We start from the raw sequence: 15,192 nt of genomic DNA, 5'->3' as shown, positions 1-15,192 counted from the left end.
CACTGAGGCTAATAAAATCGCAATCCTTAGAATTTTGAAATCGCGCGGACCAAACCGACGCTAAAGTGTGGCCGAACCGTCTCCGGGCGTCACGCCGCGGCGCCGAACGCCAATTGCATTCCGATGAACGCGACCAGCAGCAGCACCATGATGGACAGGTCGAAGCGGACCGCCCCGATGGTGAGCTGGGGAATCAGGCGTCGCAGCAGCTTCACCGGCGGATCGGTGATGGACATGATGATCTCCAGGACCACCACGGTGATGCCGGTGGGGTGCCAGTCACGGCTGAACGAGCGAATGAACTCGACGACGACCCGCGCGATGAGCAGCAGCCAAAAGACGAACAGCGCAAACCCAAGGATCTGGAAGAACAGCACCAACTGCGAGACCCGACCTAACTGAGAAAGACGTCAAGCGCCGCGCCCCTGGCGCGGCAGACGCCAGCGTACCGATTCCGGCGGGCGGCACACACGTTATGTGAGCCGCATCAAGTGCCGCCGGTTGCCTGCGGACCGCCCGAACCAACGCCACGGGCGGCGTCCGGACCGGGCCGGCGCGTTACTGGTAGGCGTAGAAGCCGGTTTCGGCGATCCGGCGCCGCTCCTCCGGGGACACGTCGACGTCGGCGGGCGACAGGAGGAACACCTTGGTGGCGACCTTGTCGAAGGAGCCGCGCAGCGCGAACGCCAGGCCGGCCGCGAAGTCCACCAGCCGTTTCGCATCGGCGTTGTCCATCGCGACCAGGTCCATGATGACCGGGGTGCCGTCGCGGAAGCGCTCGCCGATGGTGCGGGCCTCGCTGTAGTCCTTGGGCCGCAGCGTGGTGATCTTGGAGAGCGGGTGGCCTTCCTCGAACATCATCGCCATCCGGCGCGGATCCATCGCCAGCGCTCCGCGGGTGGAGCTGCGCAGCCACGATCCCAGGCGGGGCCGGCTCATCTCGGGCCGGTCGAACTCGCGGGGATGGACCGGACCGTAGCGGGGGTCGTCGGCGTAGCCGCCGCGGTAACCGCCGGTCGGCGGGTAGTCGGGGTCGCGGTCGTCGTAGTCGCGGCCCTCGTAGCGGCCTTCCATGCGGCCGTATCCCTCGTCGAAGCGGGCGCGGGGGAAGCCGCGGGAGGGGGCGCGGTCGTCGTAGTACTCGTCGTCATAGTCATCCATCGGGGCCATACCGAAATAGGCCTTGACTTTGTGCAGTGTGCTCATTGCGTTTGACCCCTTCTAAGCCCTGACCGTTTTTGTTGTCGTGGTGAGTGTTGTCAGTGATGAAGATGTGACTACAGTGACTTAATACGGTGACGGTAGCGGCCGAGGGCCCAAGAGCGCGGTACCGACACGCACACACGTCGAACCGTGTTTCACGGCAATTTCGAAATCGTTTGTCATCCCGGCGGAAAGGCCGACCGCCCCCGGGTGCGACTCGAGCACCCGGCGATGCTCCGACCGCAGCCGGGCGAACGCCTCGTCGGCATCCCAGTCCAGCGGCGGGATGCCCATCAGCCCGACCAGTTCGAGGTGCTTCGAGGCCGCCACCTGCTCGCAGACCTGGTCGACGGCCCTGGGAGTGGAAACGTCGACGCCGCCGCGCGACGCGTCGCCGTCCAGGCTCACCTCGACATAGACGTGCAGCGGCTCGGCGCGGCGGCCCTCGGCGCGGGCCGCGGACACCCCACGATCGAGCGCGCCCACCAACCGCACGCTGTCGACCGAGTGGGCGGTGTGCGCCCAGCGCGCCACCGAGCGGGCCTTGTTGCGCTGGATGTGGCCGACCATGTGCCAGCGCAGCCCGGCGAGGCCGGCCTGCCCGGAGGCCTTCGCAAGTCGCGCGACCTCGGCGACCTTGGCCGACGCTTCCTGGTCCCGCGATTCGCCGACGGCGCGGCACCCCAGCCGGGACAGGATCGCGACGTCGGTCGCCGGGAAGAACTTGGTGACGGGCAGGAGTTCGATCTCCGCGACGTTGCGGCCCGCCGCCTCCGCGGCCGCCGCCAGCCGGGACCGCACGGAGGCCAGCGCGCGGGTCAACGCCGCTTCGCGGTCACCCGGCATGTCCCCCGCCACCGCGTTCACTCCATCCAGACCAGCGAGGCCAGCCGGCCCGTCGGCGCGTCCCGGCGATGGCTGAACAGCGCCGGGTCGGCCACCGTGCAGCGCGGGTCGATGTCGATGGATTTGACGCCCAAATCCCTCAGCTGACAAGCGATTCCGGACCGCAGGTCGAGCCCGGGGGTGCCGGCGGCGGTGGTCGTGCGGCTGCCGGGCAGCGTCGCCTCCACCTCGGCGGCCATCGCCGCGGGCACCTGATAGTTGCGCCCGCTCACCGCGGGGCCCAGCAGCGCCGAGATGTCGCCCGGGTGCGCACCGCGGGCCAGCATTGCCTCGACCGTGCGGGCCACCACTCCCCGCTGGGCGCCGACGCGGCCGGCATGCACCGCCGCGATCACGCCCGCGCGCGCGTCTGCCAGCAGGACCGGGACGCAGTCGGCGGTGACCACCGCCAGGGCCAGCCGCGGGGTGGCCGTCACCAGGGCGGACCCGCTTGCGGTCCCGGAACGATTCCAGCCGGCTCGGCACGTAGGGTTCGGGCAGCGGCAGCCGCAGGAACCGGTTCACCTTGTCGTCGCGCCCGGCCCGCAGCGCGGCCACCGCCTCCGGTTCGTGACGCGCCGCGTTGGCCATGATCCCTATCATGAAAAGCGTTGCGGCCGTCGATGTTCCACCCGCGGAGATGAGTGGCAGCTGGATGCCGGTGACCGGGAGGATGCCGATCACGTAGCCGATGTTGATGAACGCCTGGCCGAGCACCCACATGGTGGTGGTGGCGGTCAGCAGCCGCAGGAACGGGTCGGCCGACCGGCGGGCGATCCGCATGCCGGTGTAGGCGAACAAGCCGAAGAGCACCAGCAGCCCGAAGGCCCCGACGAAGCCGAGCTCCTCGCCGATGATCGCGAAGATGAAGTCGTTGTGGGCGTTGGGCAGGTAGTTCCACTTGGCGACGCCCTGGCCGAGGCCGTCGCCGAAGATGCCGCCGTGCGCCAGCGCGAACTTGGCCTGCCGGGCCTGGTAGCCGGTGTCCATGGGGTCGTTCTCGGGGTTCATCCAGGACCGCACCCGGTCGGACCGGTAACCCGCGGACATCGCCAGGGCCGCGCCGGCCATGAAGACCGCCAGCAACGAGGTGGCGAACACCCGCAGCGGCAGCCCCGCGTACCAGAGCAGGGCCAGCAGGATGATGCCCAGCGACACCGTCTGGCCGAGGTCGGGCTGGGCCACGATCAGCGCCAGCGCGATCACCGCGGCGGGCACCAGCGGAATCAGCATCTCGCGCAACGAGGCGCGGTCAGCACCGCCCTGCCGGTCACGCCGCCGCCGGCCACCAGGATCGGCGCCCCGGGCGCCAGGGGGGCTCCCACGTGTTCGGATGCGCCCATCACGCGCCGATCGCGGCCAGCCACTCACCGTAGAACAGGGCCACGCCCAGGCCGCAGGTGATCGCGGTGAGCAGCCAGAACCGGATGATCACCGTGGTCTCGGCCCAGCCGGCCAGTTCGAAATGATGATGGAAGGGGGCCATCCGGAAGACCCGGCGCCCGGTGGTCCGGAAGGCCAGGATCTGCAGCACGACCGAGGACACCTCGGCGACGAACAGCGCGCCCAGCACGACGGCCAGGATCTCGGTGCGGCTGGTCACCGACAGCCCGGCGATGATGCCGCCCAGCGCCAGCGAGCCGGTGTCCCCCATGAAGATCTTGGCGGGCGCGGCGTTCCACCACAGGAAGCCGATGCAGGCACCGGCGGTGGCCGCCGCGACGATCGCCAGGTCCAGCGGGTCGCGCACGTTGTAGCAGCCCAGGCCGGGCGCGGTGACGCACGCGTTGCGGTACTGCCAGAACGTGATCAGCACGTAGGCGCCGGTGACCATGGCCATCGTTCCGGCGGCCAGACCGTCGAGGCCGTCGGTGAAGTTGACCGCGTTCGACCAGGCGCTGACGACGACGACGCAGAACAGCACGAAGAGCCCGGGCGCCAACGCGACGGTGGCGATCTCGCGGACGTAGGACAGATCCGGGCTGGCCGGGGTCAACCCGCCGGCGTTGCGGAATTGCAGGACCAGCACCCCGAACAGCACCGCCGCGGACAGCTGACCGAGGGCCTTGGCCGTCTTGTTCAGCCCCAGATTGCGTGACCGGCGGATCTTGATCATGTCGTCCAGAAAGCCCACGGCCCCGAGCATCGTGGCCAGGCCGAGCACCAGCAGGCCCGACGCGGAGATCCCCTCGCCGTCGAACGCCAGCCCGGCGAGGTGGGCGCCCAGGTAGCCCGCCCAGATGCCGGCGAGTATCGCCACGCCGCCCATCGACGGCGTGCCCCGCTTGGTGTGGTGGCTCGGCGGGCCGTCCTCCCTGGTGTGGTGGCCGAATCCCTGCTTGGTGAAGAGCCGGATCAGCGCCGGTGTCAGCAGGATCGACACGGTCAGCGCGACGGCGACGGCGATCAGGATCTGCCTCACCGGCGGGCCCCGCTGTCCGCCCCGTTATCCGCGGCGTTGTCGGCGAGCAAGGCCTCGGCCAGCGCCCCGAGCCCGGCCGCGTTCGACGCCTTCACCAGCACCACGTCGCCGGGACGCAGTTCGGCGCGCAGCAGGGCCAGGGCGGCCTCGCCGTCAGGCACGTTGACCGGCTCGGTACCCCACGAACCCTCCATGACGGCCCCGTGGTGCATGGCGCTCATTGACCTCCCACTTCCCACGACGACCAGTCGAGAGACATCTAAGCGCACGGCCAGCCGCCCGATGCGGTCGTGCTCGGCTATCGCGTCGTCGCCGAGCTCGGCCATCTCGCCGAGCACCGCCCAGCTCCTGCGCTTTTCGCCCGTGCCGGCGGCCTGGCCGTGTTGCGGCGCGTGGGCGATCCAGGCCAGCGCCTGCAGGCCGGCCCGCATCGAGTCGGGGTTGGCGTTGTAGGCGTCGTCGATCACCGTGACCCCGTCGGCGCGGGTGACGACGTGCATGCGGTGGCGCGACACCGGCCCGGCCGCCTCGAGCGCCGCAGCGACCTGCCCGGCGCTCGCGCCGCACTCCAGCGCGACCGCGGCCGCGCACAGCGCGTTGGTGACCTGGTGGTCGCCGTACACCCCGAGGCGTATTTCGGTGTGGGCGCCGCCGGCGTGCATCGTGAAACGGGGCCTGGCCAGCTCGTCGAGCGACACGCCGTCGACGAGCCGGGCAGCGCGGCGAAGAGGTCGCCGGGCCGCACGTCCTGGGCCCGTAGCGTCACCCCGGTGACGCGGACGTCGGGGACCACCCCCGTCCTGGCGGGACCCACGCCGGCCAGCACCGCGCCCACCTGCGCGGCCAGGTCGGGCAGCCGCACGCCAGCGCCGGCGCTAGGGCGCAATCCGGTCGGCATCGACACCCCACACACCTCCCTCACGACGCTGCGCCATCCCCATGATCGGCCATGACACCCTACCTAGGAGGGCGGCCCGACGCGGCGCTCCCGCGCCACGCTGGGCCGTTACCGGCCCTTACGCCAGTCGAGCAGCGGCAGAAAGATGGTGTCGACGATCTCCACGATCGCGTCGTCGGACAGCGGTTGCAGCGTCATCAGGATTTCGTAGCGGAACAACTCCACGGGCACCCGCGCGATTCGCTCGGTGACCTGTTCGGGCTCGATCTCGCCTCGGTCGATGGCCCGCTGGATGATCTGCTCCAGCACTGCGTCGCGGTCACCCTGAATGAGCGCCCGAAGGTCGGCCAGGCTGCGCCCGGTCTGCTGGTAGAAGCCGCCGAGCCGGGTCATCAGCGCGGCCACCAACCCCACTCTGAGCTTGTTGGCCTGGCGGAGCAGTTCGACGACGTCATCGCGCAGGCTGCCCGTGTCGGGGATGACGACGACGTCTTTGTCCACCTCGTGCGCCAGTGCGGCAAGCACCAGATCCTGCTTGCCGGGCCAGCGCCGGTACAGCACCGCGCGACTGGTTCCCGCCCGCACCGCAACGGCGTCGATCGTCATGTCGTCATAGCCGCGCTCGGTCAGCTCCGCCCACGCGGCGTCCAGCAAGGCCTCCTCCAACGCAGCACCCCTGCGACGCTGCGGCGCGCCGGGCACATTAAGAGACATTGCGTTTCCTATCGGCAGTGCTTATGGTCATAAGATACATCACGTATCTTAAATCCAAGGGAGCGGATTTTATGCGCATTCTCGTCTCTGGTGCAGGAATCGCCGGCCTGAGCGCGGCGATCGACCTCGGCGCCGATGGCCACCACGTCACCATCGTGGAGCGCGCCAACCATCTGCGGGTCAACGGCTCTCCGATCGACATCCGCGGCGACGTCGCCATCGGAGTCACCGAGAAAATGGGCGTCCTCGGACAGATCCTCGACCGCCGCGTCGACATGAGCGAACGCATACAGTTCATCGACGCGACCGGGACCGTGGTGGCCGAACCGCCCTTCGAGCTGATCAACGATTCACCCGACGACATCGAAATCCCACGCGAAGACCTCACCACCATCCTCTACAACCACCTCGGACCGTCGGTGGAACTGCGGTTCGAGCAATCCATCGCCGGACTTCACGACGACGGCCGCGGGGTCGACGTCCGTTTCGCCTCGGGTATCCGCGAGCGCTACGACCTGGTGGTCGGGGCCGACGGCATGCACTCGGCCGTGCGCCGCTTCGCGTTCGGGCCCGAGCAACAGTTCCTGCGCCATCTCGGCTTCTACGTCGCGTTAGCCGCCCTGCCCGATTACTCGCCGAACGGACGCAACAACCCGATGTACAACTTTCCCGGCCACCTGACCGGCATCGCCGCCTATAACGATAAAGCCCTGGCGGTCTTCATGTTTCGATCGCCGTGGATCGACTACGACTACCACGATCTCGCGGCCCAGAAGCGGATCCTGGCCGACGCGTTCGCCGGTCACGACGAGTGGCGGGGCCCCCAATTGGTCGACGCGGCGATCCGCGACCCCGAGCTCTACTTCGACTCCGTCAGCCAGATCGACATGCCCGCATGGCATCGCGGCCGCATCGTGCTCGTCGGCGACGCCGCACACTGCTCGTCCAACCTGTCGGGGCGCGGGACGAGCCTGGCACTGACGGGTACCTGGTTTCTGGCCCAGGCCTTGCGGGAGCATCCGGGGGACCTCGCGCGGGCATGGGAGCAATACGAGCGCGACCAGCGGCCGCACGCCATCCGATCCCAGGCAACGGCGGCTCCCGGGGGCGACCGCCTGGTCCCGGCCACTCAGGACGAAATCGACACGCGCAACCGCAGTTTCGCCGCCGCTCGCCTGAACTGAGTGTTTCAGGTGGCCTGCAGCGTCAGCGGCGGCCCGGGATCGGGCGACAGCGGCACGTTCTCGCGCTGCATCAGCCAGCCGGCGATGTTGTGGAACAGCGGGGCCGCCGAGTGGCCCGGGGTGCCGTCGGCGTTGCGCTCCGGGTTGTCCATCATGATGCCGATGACGTAGCGCGGGTTGTCGACGGTGGCCATGCCGGCAAAGGTGATCCAGTACACGTTGTCGAAGTAGCAGCCGCAGCCCGGGTTGATCTGCTGCGCGGTGCCGGTCTTGCCGGCCATCTGGTAGCCGGGCACACCGGCGGCCGGGCCGGTGCCCTGCTGGTAGCCCATCGGGTCGCGCTGCACGACCGCGCGCAGCATGTTGCGCACGGTCTGCGCCGTCTGCGCCGACACCACCCGCACGCCGTCGGGATGCGGTTCGGCGGTGCGGGTGCCATCGGGTGCGACGGTCGCCTTGATGATCCGCGGCGGAATCCGCACCCCGTCGTTGGCGATGGCCTGGTACATGCCGGTCATCTGCAGCAGGGTCATCGAAAGACCTTGCCCGATGGGCAGGTTGGAGAAGGTGCTGCCCGACCACTGGTCGATGGGCGGCACCAGGCCGGCGCTCTCGCCGGGCAGCCCGACGTTGGTGCGCTGGCCCAGCCCGAACCTGCGGACCATGTCGTAGAAGCGTTCCGGCCCGACGCGCTGCGCCAGCATCAGCGTGCCGACGTTGGACGACTTACCGAAGATTCCGGTGGTGGTGTAGGGCATCACGCCGTGGTCCCACGCGTCGTGGATCGAGACGCCGCCCATCTGCAGCGAGCCCGGCACCTGCAGCACCTCGTCGGGATTGGACAGGCCGTACTCGATCACCGACGACGCGGTGATCACCTTGTTCACCGAGCCCGGCTCGAAGGGCGAGGACACCGCCAGGTTGCCCAACTGCCTGTCGCCCTGGCGCCCGATGTCCTGCGAGGGGTCAAAGGTGTTGTCGTTGGCCATGGCCAGCACCTCACCGGTCTTCGCGTCCAGCACCACGGCCGACACGTCGTGCGCCCCGGAGACGTTCTTGGCCTGCTGCACCTGCTGCTGCACGTAGAACTGGATGTCGTTGTCGATGGTCAGCTGGACCGTGGACCCGTTAACCGCCCGGTGCCGGTTACGGTAGCTGCCCGGGATGACGACGCCGTCGGAGCCACGGTCGTAGGTGACCGAGCCGTCGGTGCCCGAGAGCACGGAGTCCATCGAATCCTCCAGCCCGAGCAGCCCGTGGCCGTCCCAGTCGATGCCGCCGATGATGTTGGCGGCCAGCGACCCGCCGGGATACTGGCGCAGATCCTGCCGTTCCGAACCGACCTCGGGGCACTTCTCGGAGATCGCGCTGGCGACGGCGGGGTCGACGGCGCGAGCAAGGTAGACGAAGGTCTCGTCGCTTTGCAGCTTCTTGAGGACGGTCGCGAAATCGGGCTTGTTGCCCAGCCGCGTCGACACCTCCTTGGCGATGTCGCGCAGCCGCTCCTGCGGATCCGGCGCCGCGGAGTTCTTGGTCCTGGCTTCCTCCAACTGCTTTCGGATCCGCTTGGGCTGGAAGGTCAGCGCCCGGGACTCGGTGGTGAACGCGAGCTGGTCGTTGTTGCGGTCGACGATGCTGCCGCGGACCGCCTTCTCCACGTCGGTGACCTTGAGCTGGCTGGCGGCCTGGGCGCGCAGCGTGGGCGCGTCGGTGACCTGCAGGACGAACAGCTGGACCGCGGCCACCACGATCAGCACCAGGATCGCCGCGTTGCCGGCGCGGTGCCGGAAGACGAACGACGCGCCGCGTGTGCTCGCCTCGACGATCTGCCGCGTGCGGCGCTCCCGCGCCGAATGGCCGACCTGCGCCGCCTCGGCGCGAGGCTCCGCGGCCTTCTTGGCCTTACGGGACACCTTGGGCTGCCGGACGTCGCCGGCCGGTTCGCCCTGCCGTGGATTGCGCAGCCTCGTGCGCCGCCCCTCGGTCTGCTGCGCGTTGCGAGGGCCGCGGGCCGAGCGCGCTGACGGCGATCGACGGGATTCTGCGCGCCTCATCGGGCAGCGCCCGGCGCCGACGGGGCGAGCGGCACGAACTGCTCACCGGCGGCGGTGGCGGACCGGCGTCGGGGATCTTGCTGTTCAGCGGCGGCGGCGGAACCCCGTCGGCGGGCTTGGGCGTGCCGACGACGACCCAGCTACCCGACGGGTCCTGAACCAGATGAGCGGTGTCGCGGGAGGGAATCATCCCCTGCTTGCGCGCCGCTTCGGCCAGCGCCGGCGCCGACTCCGCCTCGTGCACATCGCGTTCCAGCGCTTCCTTCTGCTGTTGCAGCATGCGGGTCTTCTCGCGCGCGTGGCTCAGCTGATAGGACCGTTCGGCCGATGCGGTGGACAACCACAGCGTCAGCCCCAGCCCGAGCCCGAGCGCACCGATCACCAGCACGACGAACGGAACTTTGCTCGCCAGGGTCCGGGGGTGCAGGTCGATCGACGCCAGCCGGATGGCCAGACGCTCGCTGAGCCGGGGGCGAACCGCCTTGGGGGCCTTGGCTTTCCGGGCCTTCGCCCGCGCCTTGGCCTGATTCGTGCTCTTGGCCCGCGTCGGCCGCTCGACCGGACGGGCGATCGGGCTGGTCTGGGGACCCGACCTCGGGGCCCGGGGCTCGCGGGTGGTCGCCTCCCGCGCGGGCCGGCTGCGGCGGGACGACGCTTGATCGGCCTTGGTGCGGCCGCCCTTTCGGGCGGCACCGTCGCCTCCGCCGCGGCGGCGTTTCGGCGTCTCGGCCTTCTGACCAGGCGCTGTCTTCATGCCTCGCCTCTCCCAATCCGTTGCAGGGCCCGCAGTCGCACGGCGGCGCTGCGGGGATTGCGTTCGATCTCGGCGGCGTCGGCCCGTTCGGCGCCGTGCGTCAAGGAGCGGAACAGCGGCTCATGGCCGGGCAGCTCGACCGGGAGGTCCACCGGCGTGCGCGAGGCGACCGCGTCGGCGAAAACCCGCTTGACGATCCGGTCTTCCAGCGATTGGTAGGCGAGCACGACGATGCGCCCGGCGACGTCCAAGGCGTCCAGGGCCGCGGGCAGCGCGCGCCGCAACGTGTCGAGTTCGTCGTTGACGGCGACCCGCAACGCCTGGAAGGTGCGCTTGGCCGGATGCCCGCCGGTGCGCCGGGCCGGCGCCGGGATCGCTTGGTAGAGCAGCTCTACCAGCTGGGCGGTCGAGGTGAACGGGGTGCGGGCGCGCTGGCGCACGATCTGCGCGGCGATGCGGCGAGCGAACCGTTCCTCGCCGTAGCGGTGCAGGATTTCGGCCAGGTCCGCCTGGTCGTAGGTGTTGAGGATGTCGGCCGCGGTCAGGGGCGACGACGGGTCCATCCGCATGTCCAGCGGCGCGTCCTGCGCATAGGCGAAGCCCCGCTCGGGACGGTCGAGCTGCATCGAGGACACACCGAGGTCGAACAGGATTCCGTCGACGGATTCGTCGGCGGCGCAACCGGATTCGGTGAGCGCGCCGGCGATGCCGTCGTAGCGGGTGTGCACCAGCGTGACGCGGTCGGAGAACCGCGCCAGCCGGGCCCCGGCGATGTCCAGGGCGCCGGGGTCACGGTCGAGCCCGATCAGGCGCAGGCCCGGCAACTCGGTGAGGAATCTTTCGGCGTGCCCGCCCGCGCCGACGGTCGCGTCGACGAGCACCGCCCCCGACCCGTCGGAGTGCCGGCGGCGGAGCGCCGGGGTGAGGAGTTCCACGCAGCGGTCCAGCAAAACGGGCACGTGCCCGAAGTCGTCCGAATCCTCAACCACCGCAACACCTCCCCGGGTCGGGCGAGCCGCGCCTGGCGCTGCGGCGGGCCGGAGGGTCGGCGCCCCTGCATCCGGGTCCCTGTCCGAAGGCACGAACCTGGCGTTGGGGAAGTACGCCAGGGTCGGTTCGGGCAGAGGCCACGATGCACGGGCACGCGCCTCAGATGATGTCGCCGAGTGCTTCATCGCTGGCCGCGGAGAAGTTCTCTTCGTGGGTCTCTTGGTAGTGCTGCCAGGCCTGGGCATCCCAGATCTCGAGGTAGTCGACCGCCCCGATCACCACGCAGTCCTTGGACAGGTTCGCGTAGCGGCGGTGGTCGGCCGACAGGGTGATTCGGCCCTGGGCGTCGGGGTGTTGCTCGTCGGTGCCGGCGGCGAGGTTGCGCAGGAACGCCCGGGCTTCGGGGTTGCTGCGCGAGGTCTTGCTGGCCCGGCGCGCCAGCTGCTCGAACTCCGTCCGCGGATAGACGGCGAGGCTGTGGTCTTGGCTCTTGGTGACCATCAACCCCCCTGCCAGCGCGTCACGGAACTTGGCGGGCAACGTCAGTCGCCCCTTGTCGTCGAGCCTGGGCGTGTAAGTGCCGAGAAACACCAGGCTCACCTCCCGCCCTATGCGGCACTTCGTCACCCAAACGCTTCGGCCACCATACCCCACAATCCCCCACTTCGCCCCATTCAAACGGCGTCGTGGCGGACTTTTCGCGGTCGCCTCCCACCGGTCGCCATGTCGCCCCCGTTCGAGCGTTCTCAGCCCCCGGCGGCGCACCGCGTCGTGCGGCACAAAACCGCACGTAAACGGCGGAAAAGCCGGCCGAGGGTGATCGGTGGGGCGTGGTGGGGGAACGACCCGGCGCCGGGGCTCGATTCGGCCTCGATTGGGCCTCGGAAGCGACTCGCCGGACCCCTGCCGCCGGCGAGCCTGAAACCATGGCGGCGAACCTGCACCCACGGCGCCCGTGCGAGGGGGATCGGCGCCCTCACCGCAGGCTCGGCGCGGCAGGGCTAAGCACCCCGCGCACAAGAAAAGGCCGGCACCTTTCGGTGCCGGCCTTCCTCACGAAGCGCTAGTCGTCGAAGCGGCGGCGGAACCTATCCTCCATTCGGCTGGTGAAGGAGCCACCGCCACCCTTGGCGCGGCGCTGCCGCTGCGATCCGGCCGCGGGCCCGGAGTGCCCCGGACGTCCCGACAACCGCGGGCCGGTGATGGCGTACACCACGCCCCCGAACATCACGATGAACCCGACGACGCTCAGCACCGGAAAACCGGCGATCATGGTGGCCCTGAACGCCACACCGCAGACCAGCATTGCCAGGCCGACGACAAACAACCCCGCACCCTGCAGGCGCCGGCGCGCACTCGGCGCCCGGAAGCCGCCGCCCCGGACGCTGGACGCGAACTTGGGATCCTCGGCGTAGAGAGCGCTCTCGATCTGATCGAGCATCCTCTGCTCATGATCGGAGAGTGGCATTCGTCCCTCCTTGCCGGCAGCTGTGGCGCGTGACCATTGATCGCACGCAGATGCCCGTTGTTGTAGGCAACTAAATCCAATGATACGAGGTGGATCTGCGCCTTACCACTGGTTCGGCGGCGATTCTATCCGGTCTGCCCGGTCGCTCCCCCCGCCACGGCCGCGCCCGCGAACGGCTCCGCGCCCCGGCAAGCGGGGCGGCCCGCTTCGGCCCCTTCCCGCGACCGCCCGCCGAGCGGTCCCGGCCGGGTCCGATAATTGCGGGAGCGCGCGGGCCCAAAAGGCGCGGGCGCGCCCGGGCAGGATCACCGAGGAGGACACCGCACGTTGGCGATATTCCTCATCGATCTCCCACCCAACGACATGGAGCGCCGGCTCGGCGACGCCCTGGGCGTGTACGTGGACGCGATGCGCTACCCACGGGGCACCGAGAACCAGCGCGCCGCCATGTGGCTCGAGCACATCCGCCGTCCCGGCTGGCAGGGGGCCGGCGTCGTCGAAGCCGACCTCCCCGAGGGCGGCGCCGCGCCGTCGGCCGAGGAATTGAGCGACGCCCCGCTGCTGGGTGTCGCCTACGGCTACCCGGGGGCGCCGGGACAGTGGTGGCAGCAGCAGGTCGTCCTGGGCCTGCAGCGCGGCGGCTTGCCGACCGAGGAGATCGCCCGGCTGATGAACAGCTACTTCGAGCTGACCGAGCTGCACATTCACCCCCGGGTCCAGGGTCACGGCCTCGGCGAGGCGCTCGCCCGACGGCTGCTCGTCCGGCGCACCGAGCGGAACGTCCTGCTGTCGACTCCCGAGACCAGCGGCGAACCCAACCGCGCGTGGCGGCTGTACCGGAGGCTGGGTTTCACCGACATCATCCGCCGCTACCACTTCGCCGGTGACCCACGGGCATTCGCGATCCTCGGCCGCGCCCTGCCGCTGTAAGCCGCTGTAAACCGCCGTCAACGACGCGCGGTGGATTTCGGGACGGCATCTGGCACGATGACCTGGTGCGCGCCAGCCCTGTCCCGCGACCGACCCGAGGATTCACCGCCCGGCGGCGCCGCCTGCTCGCGCTCGGGATGCTGTTGTTCCTGGTGCCGCTGGCCACCGGGTGCCTGCGGGTCCGGGCCTCGATCACCATCTCCCCCGACGACCTGGTGTCCGGCGAGATCGTCGCCGCGGCCAAGCCCAGGACCAGCAAGGACATGGGCCCGCAGCTTGAGACCAACAGTCTGCCGTTCGGCCAGAAGGTGGCGGTGTCGAACTACGACAGCGACGGCTACGTGGGATCCCAGGCGGTGTTCTCGGACCTGACGTTCGCCGAGGTGCCCGAGCTGTCCAACATGAACTCCGACGCCTCCGGGGTGAACCTGTCGCTGCGCCGCAACGGCAACCTGGTGATCCTGGAGGGCCGGGCGGACCTGACGTCGGTGACGGACCCGGAAGCCGACGTGGAGTTGACCGTCGCCTTCCCCGGCGTCGTGACCTCCACCAACGGCGACCGGGTGGAGCCCGAGGTGGTGTCGTGGAAGCTCAAGCCCGGCGTGGTGACCACGATGACCGCCCAGGCCCGGTCCACCGACCCCAACACCCGCTCCTTCACCGGCGCGGGCGTCTGGCTGGGCATCGCGTCGTTCGCGGCCGCCGGCGTGGTCGCGCTGCTGGCCTGGGTCAGCCGAGACCGTTCCCCGCGGCTCACCGCCCCCCGCGACCAGTCGACGAGCTAGACCCGCGGCGCGGGCGACCAGTAGGCGAGCATCTCCGCGAACGTCTGGAAGGCCGGCGCCGAGACCCCGTAGGTCGCCTCCAGGTGGATGCTGAGCGGAAAGCCGAGGTCGGCAACCCCGTCGATCACCCGCTTGTACAGATCGACCATGAGGCGGCGCTTGTCCGGCGGTTCGCTGGCGGCCAGCGTCTTGACGAACTCCTGCTCGGCGGCCACCGCGGCGTTGCCCGGGTCCTGGATCAGCCAGTTGATCAGCCCCACGCGGCTTTCCACCTTCGGCACGAAGCCGAACGACAGCAGGATCTCGGGCCGGTGATCGGTGTTCTCGGCGAACTCGGTCAAAAATCCCACGATCGCATCGGAATACAACAGCTGGGTCATGCCGTAGTTGGCGCCCTGGCCGCACTTGAAGTTGAACCGGCCCTGCTCGCCGTCGCGGGTGGGGATCAGGATGGCGCCGCGGTTGGGCACCAGCCCGCGATAGAGGGACAGGGCGTCGGTCGGCGCCACGCCGGAGCCCTCCCCGTCGTTCATGGTGCGCGGGACGCCGACGAACACCACGCCCTCCATGCCGGCGTCGCGCAGCGCGGTGAGCCGCTGCCGCAGCGAGTCCTCGTCCATGAAGGCGGTGACCTGGGTGCACAGGCCATGGATGCCCGGCAGTTCCGGCTTGATGATCGACCAGAAGTCGAGCACGTCCAGCTTCGGCTTCATCGCGACCGGACGATCGTCGTCTTCGGCGATCATCCCCGGGATCATCACGTGCCGCAGGGCTCCGTCCAACCCGGTTTCGGCCGAGTACTGCACCACCTTGCGGGCGTCCTCGAGGGCTCGCTCCCGACCGTCGTCGCAGTTCGGGGGCACCAGCTCGAGCGCGATGGTGTTGAGGGTCACCCGGCTCCTCTC

The 15,192-nt window shown here is 69.8% G+C and carries 13 protein-coding genes and 5 pseudogenes; 3 read left to right on the top strand and 15 right to left on the bottom strand.

The window, feature by feature from the left end; all coding sequences use genetic code 11:
* Positions 1-89: 89 nt before the first annotated feature.
* From BN971_RS01875 to BN971_RS01835, 9 genes and pseudogenes are all read right to left on the bottom strand, one after another.
* The gene (locus BN971_RS01875; protein WP_085179049.1) at positions 90-380 is read right to left on the bottom strand and encodes a YggT family protein; all 291 of its coding nucleotides are present in this window, start codon (positions 378-380) and stop codon (positions 90-92) included.
* Positions 381-558: 178 nt separating this feature from the next.
* A complete protein-coding gene (locus BN971_RS01870) occupies positions 559-1,206 on the bottom strand; it encodes a cell division protein SepF (RefSeq protein WP_085179048.1) in 648 nt (215 codons plus the stop codon).
* A gap of 81 nt (positions 1,207-1,287) precedes the next feature.
* On the bottom strand, positions 1,288-2,049 hold the full coding sequence (locus tag BN971_RS01865; RefSeq protein WP_085179063.1) for a YggS family pyridoxal phosphate-dependent enzyme: 762 nt from the start codon (positions 2,047-2,049) through the stop codon (positions 1,288-1,290).
* Between the two features lie 17 nt (positions 2,050-2,066).
* A pseudogene (pgeF, locus tag BN971_RS01860) lies at positions 2,067-2,528 on the bottom strand (peptidoglycan editing factor PgeF); the annotation flags it as partial.
* Positions 2,527-3,342: pseudogene (locus BN971_RS01855) on the bottom strand (peptidoglycan glycosyltransferase FtsW); the annotation flags it as partial. The pseudogenes pgeF and BN971_RS01855, both read right to left, overlap by 2 nt.
* A gap of 88 nt (positions 3,343-3,430) precedes the next feature.
* Positions 3,431-4,510, bottom strand: coding sequence for a phospho-N-acetylmuramoyl-pentapeptide-transferase (mraY, locus tag BN971_RS01850; protein ID WP_085179041.1), 1,080 nt, complete (start codon positions 4,508-4,510; stop codon positions 3,431-3,433).
* Positions 4,507-5,208, bottom strand: a pseudogene (locus BN971_RS01845) (glutamate ligase domain-containing protein); the annotation flags it as partial. The pseudogene BN971_RS01845 and the gene mraY, both read right to left, overlap by 4 nt.
* Positions 5,209-5,210: 2 nt before the next feature.
* Positions 5,211-5,408, bottom strand: a pseudogene (locus BN971_RS25500) (UDP-N-acetylmuramoyl-L-alanyl-D-glutamate--2,6-diaminopimelate ligase); the annotation flags it as partial.
* Between the two features lie 108 nt (positions 5,409-5,516).
* Positions 5,517-6,122, bottom strand: coding sequence for a TetR/AcrR family transcriptional regulator (locus BN971_RS01835; protein ID WP_211279767.1), 606 nt, complete (start codon positions 6,120-6,122; stop codon positions 5,517-5,519).
* A gap of 71 nt (positions 6,123-6,193) precedes the next feature.
* On the opposite strand from BN971_RS01835, the gene BN971_RS01830 reads away from it, so the two are divergent.
* Complete coding sequence (locus tag BN971_RS01830) at positions 6,194-7,306, top strand: FAD-dependent monooxygenase (protein ID WP_090349748.1); 1,113 nt, start codon at positions 6,194-6,196, stop codon at positions 7,304-7,306.
* A 5-nt stretch (positions 7,307-7,311) separates the two neighbouring features.
* Here BN971_RS01830 and BN971_RS01825 read toward each other — a convergent pair whose 3' ends face one another.
* From BN971_RS01825 to BN971_RS01805, 5 genes and pseudogenes are all read right to left on the bottom strand, one after another.
* Complete coding sequence (locus BN971_RS01825) at positions 7,312-9,360, bottom strand: peptidoglycan D,D-transpeptidase FtsI family protein (RefSeq protein WP_085179037.1); 2,049 nt, start codon at positions 9,358-9,360, stop codon at positions 7,312-7,314.
* Positions 9,260-10,114 (bottom strand): annotated as a pseudogene (ftsL, locus tag BN971_RS01820) (cell division protein FtsL); the annotation flags it as partial. The gene BN971_RS01825 and the pseudogene ftsL, both read right to left, overlap by 101 nt.
* The gene (gene rsmH, locus BN971_RS01815; protein WP_090349746.1) at positions 10,111-11,289 is read right to left on the bottom strand and encodes a 16S rRNA (cytosine(1402)-N(4))-methyltransferase RsmH; all 1,179 of its coding nucleotides are present in this window, start codon (positions 11,287-11,289) and stop codon (positions 10,111-10,113) included. The gene rsmH and the pseudogene ftsL, both read right to left, overlap by 4 nt.
* Entirely contained in the window at positions 11,264-11,695 is a 432-nt protein-coding gene (gene mraZ / locus BN971_RS01810; RefSeq protein WP_085179059.1) for a division/cell wall cluster transcriptional repressor MraZ, read from the bottom strand. Before mraZ ends, rsmH begins: the two co-directional genes overlap by 26 nt.
* A gap of 472 nt (positions 11,696-12,167) precedes the next feature.
* Complete coding sequence (locus tag BN971_RS01805; protein WP_085179034.1) at positions 12,168-12,572, bottom strand: DUF3040 domain-containing protein; 405 nt, start codon at positions 12,570-12,572, stop codon at positions 12,168-12,170.
* A gap of 327 nt (positions 12,573-12,899) precedes the next feature.
* Here BN971_RS01805 and BN971_RS01800 point away from each other — a divergent pair, with 327 nt between their 5' ends.
* Together BN971_RS01800 and lppM are read left to right on the top strand one after the other, a co-directional pair.
* Positions 12,900-13,502 (top strand): GNAT family N-acetyltransferase, encoded by a 603-nt coding sequence (locus tag BN971_RS01800; RefSeq protein WP_085179033.1) that lies wholly within the window; start codon positions 12,900-12,902, stop codon positions 13,500-13,502.
* A 137-nt stretch (positions 13,503-13,639) separates the two neighbouring features.
* Positions 13,640-14,287 (top strand): lipoprotein LppM, encoded by a 648-nt coding sequence (lppM, locus tag BN971_RS01795; protein WP_085179032.1) that lies wholly within the window; start codon positions 13,640-13,642, stop codon positions 14,285-14,287.
* Here the strand turns inward: lppM and BN971_RS01790 are convergent.
* Entirely contained in the window at positions 14,284-15,180 is an 897-nt protein-coding gene (locus BN971_RS01790; protein ID WP_085179031.1) for a mycobacterial-type methylenetetrahydrofolate reductase, read from the bottom strand. The genes lppM and BN971_RS01790 overlap by 4 nt on opposite strands.
* Between the last annotated feature and the right edge of the window lie 12 nt (positions 15,181-15,192).

The sequence above is a fragment of the Mycobacterium bohemicum DSM 44277 genome (genome assembly GCF_001053185.1).
GTDB lineage: Bacteria > Actinomycetota > Actinomycetes > Mycobacteriales > Mycobacteriaceae > Mycobacterium > Mycobacterium bohemicum.
This window is presented reverse-complemented; position numbering and strand designations above follow the sequence as displayed.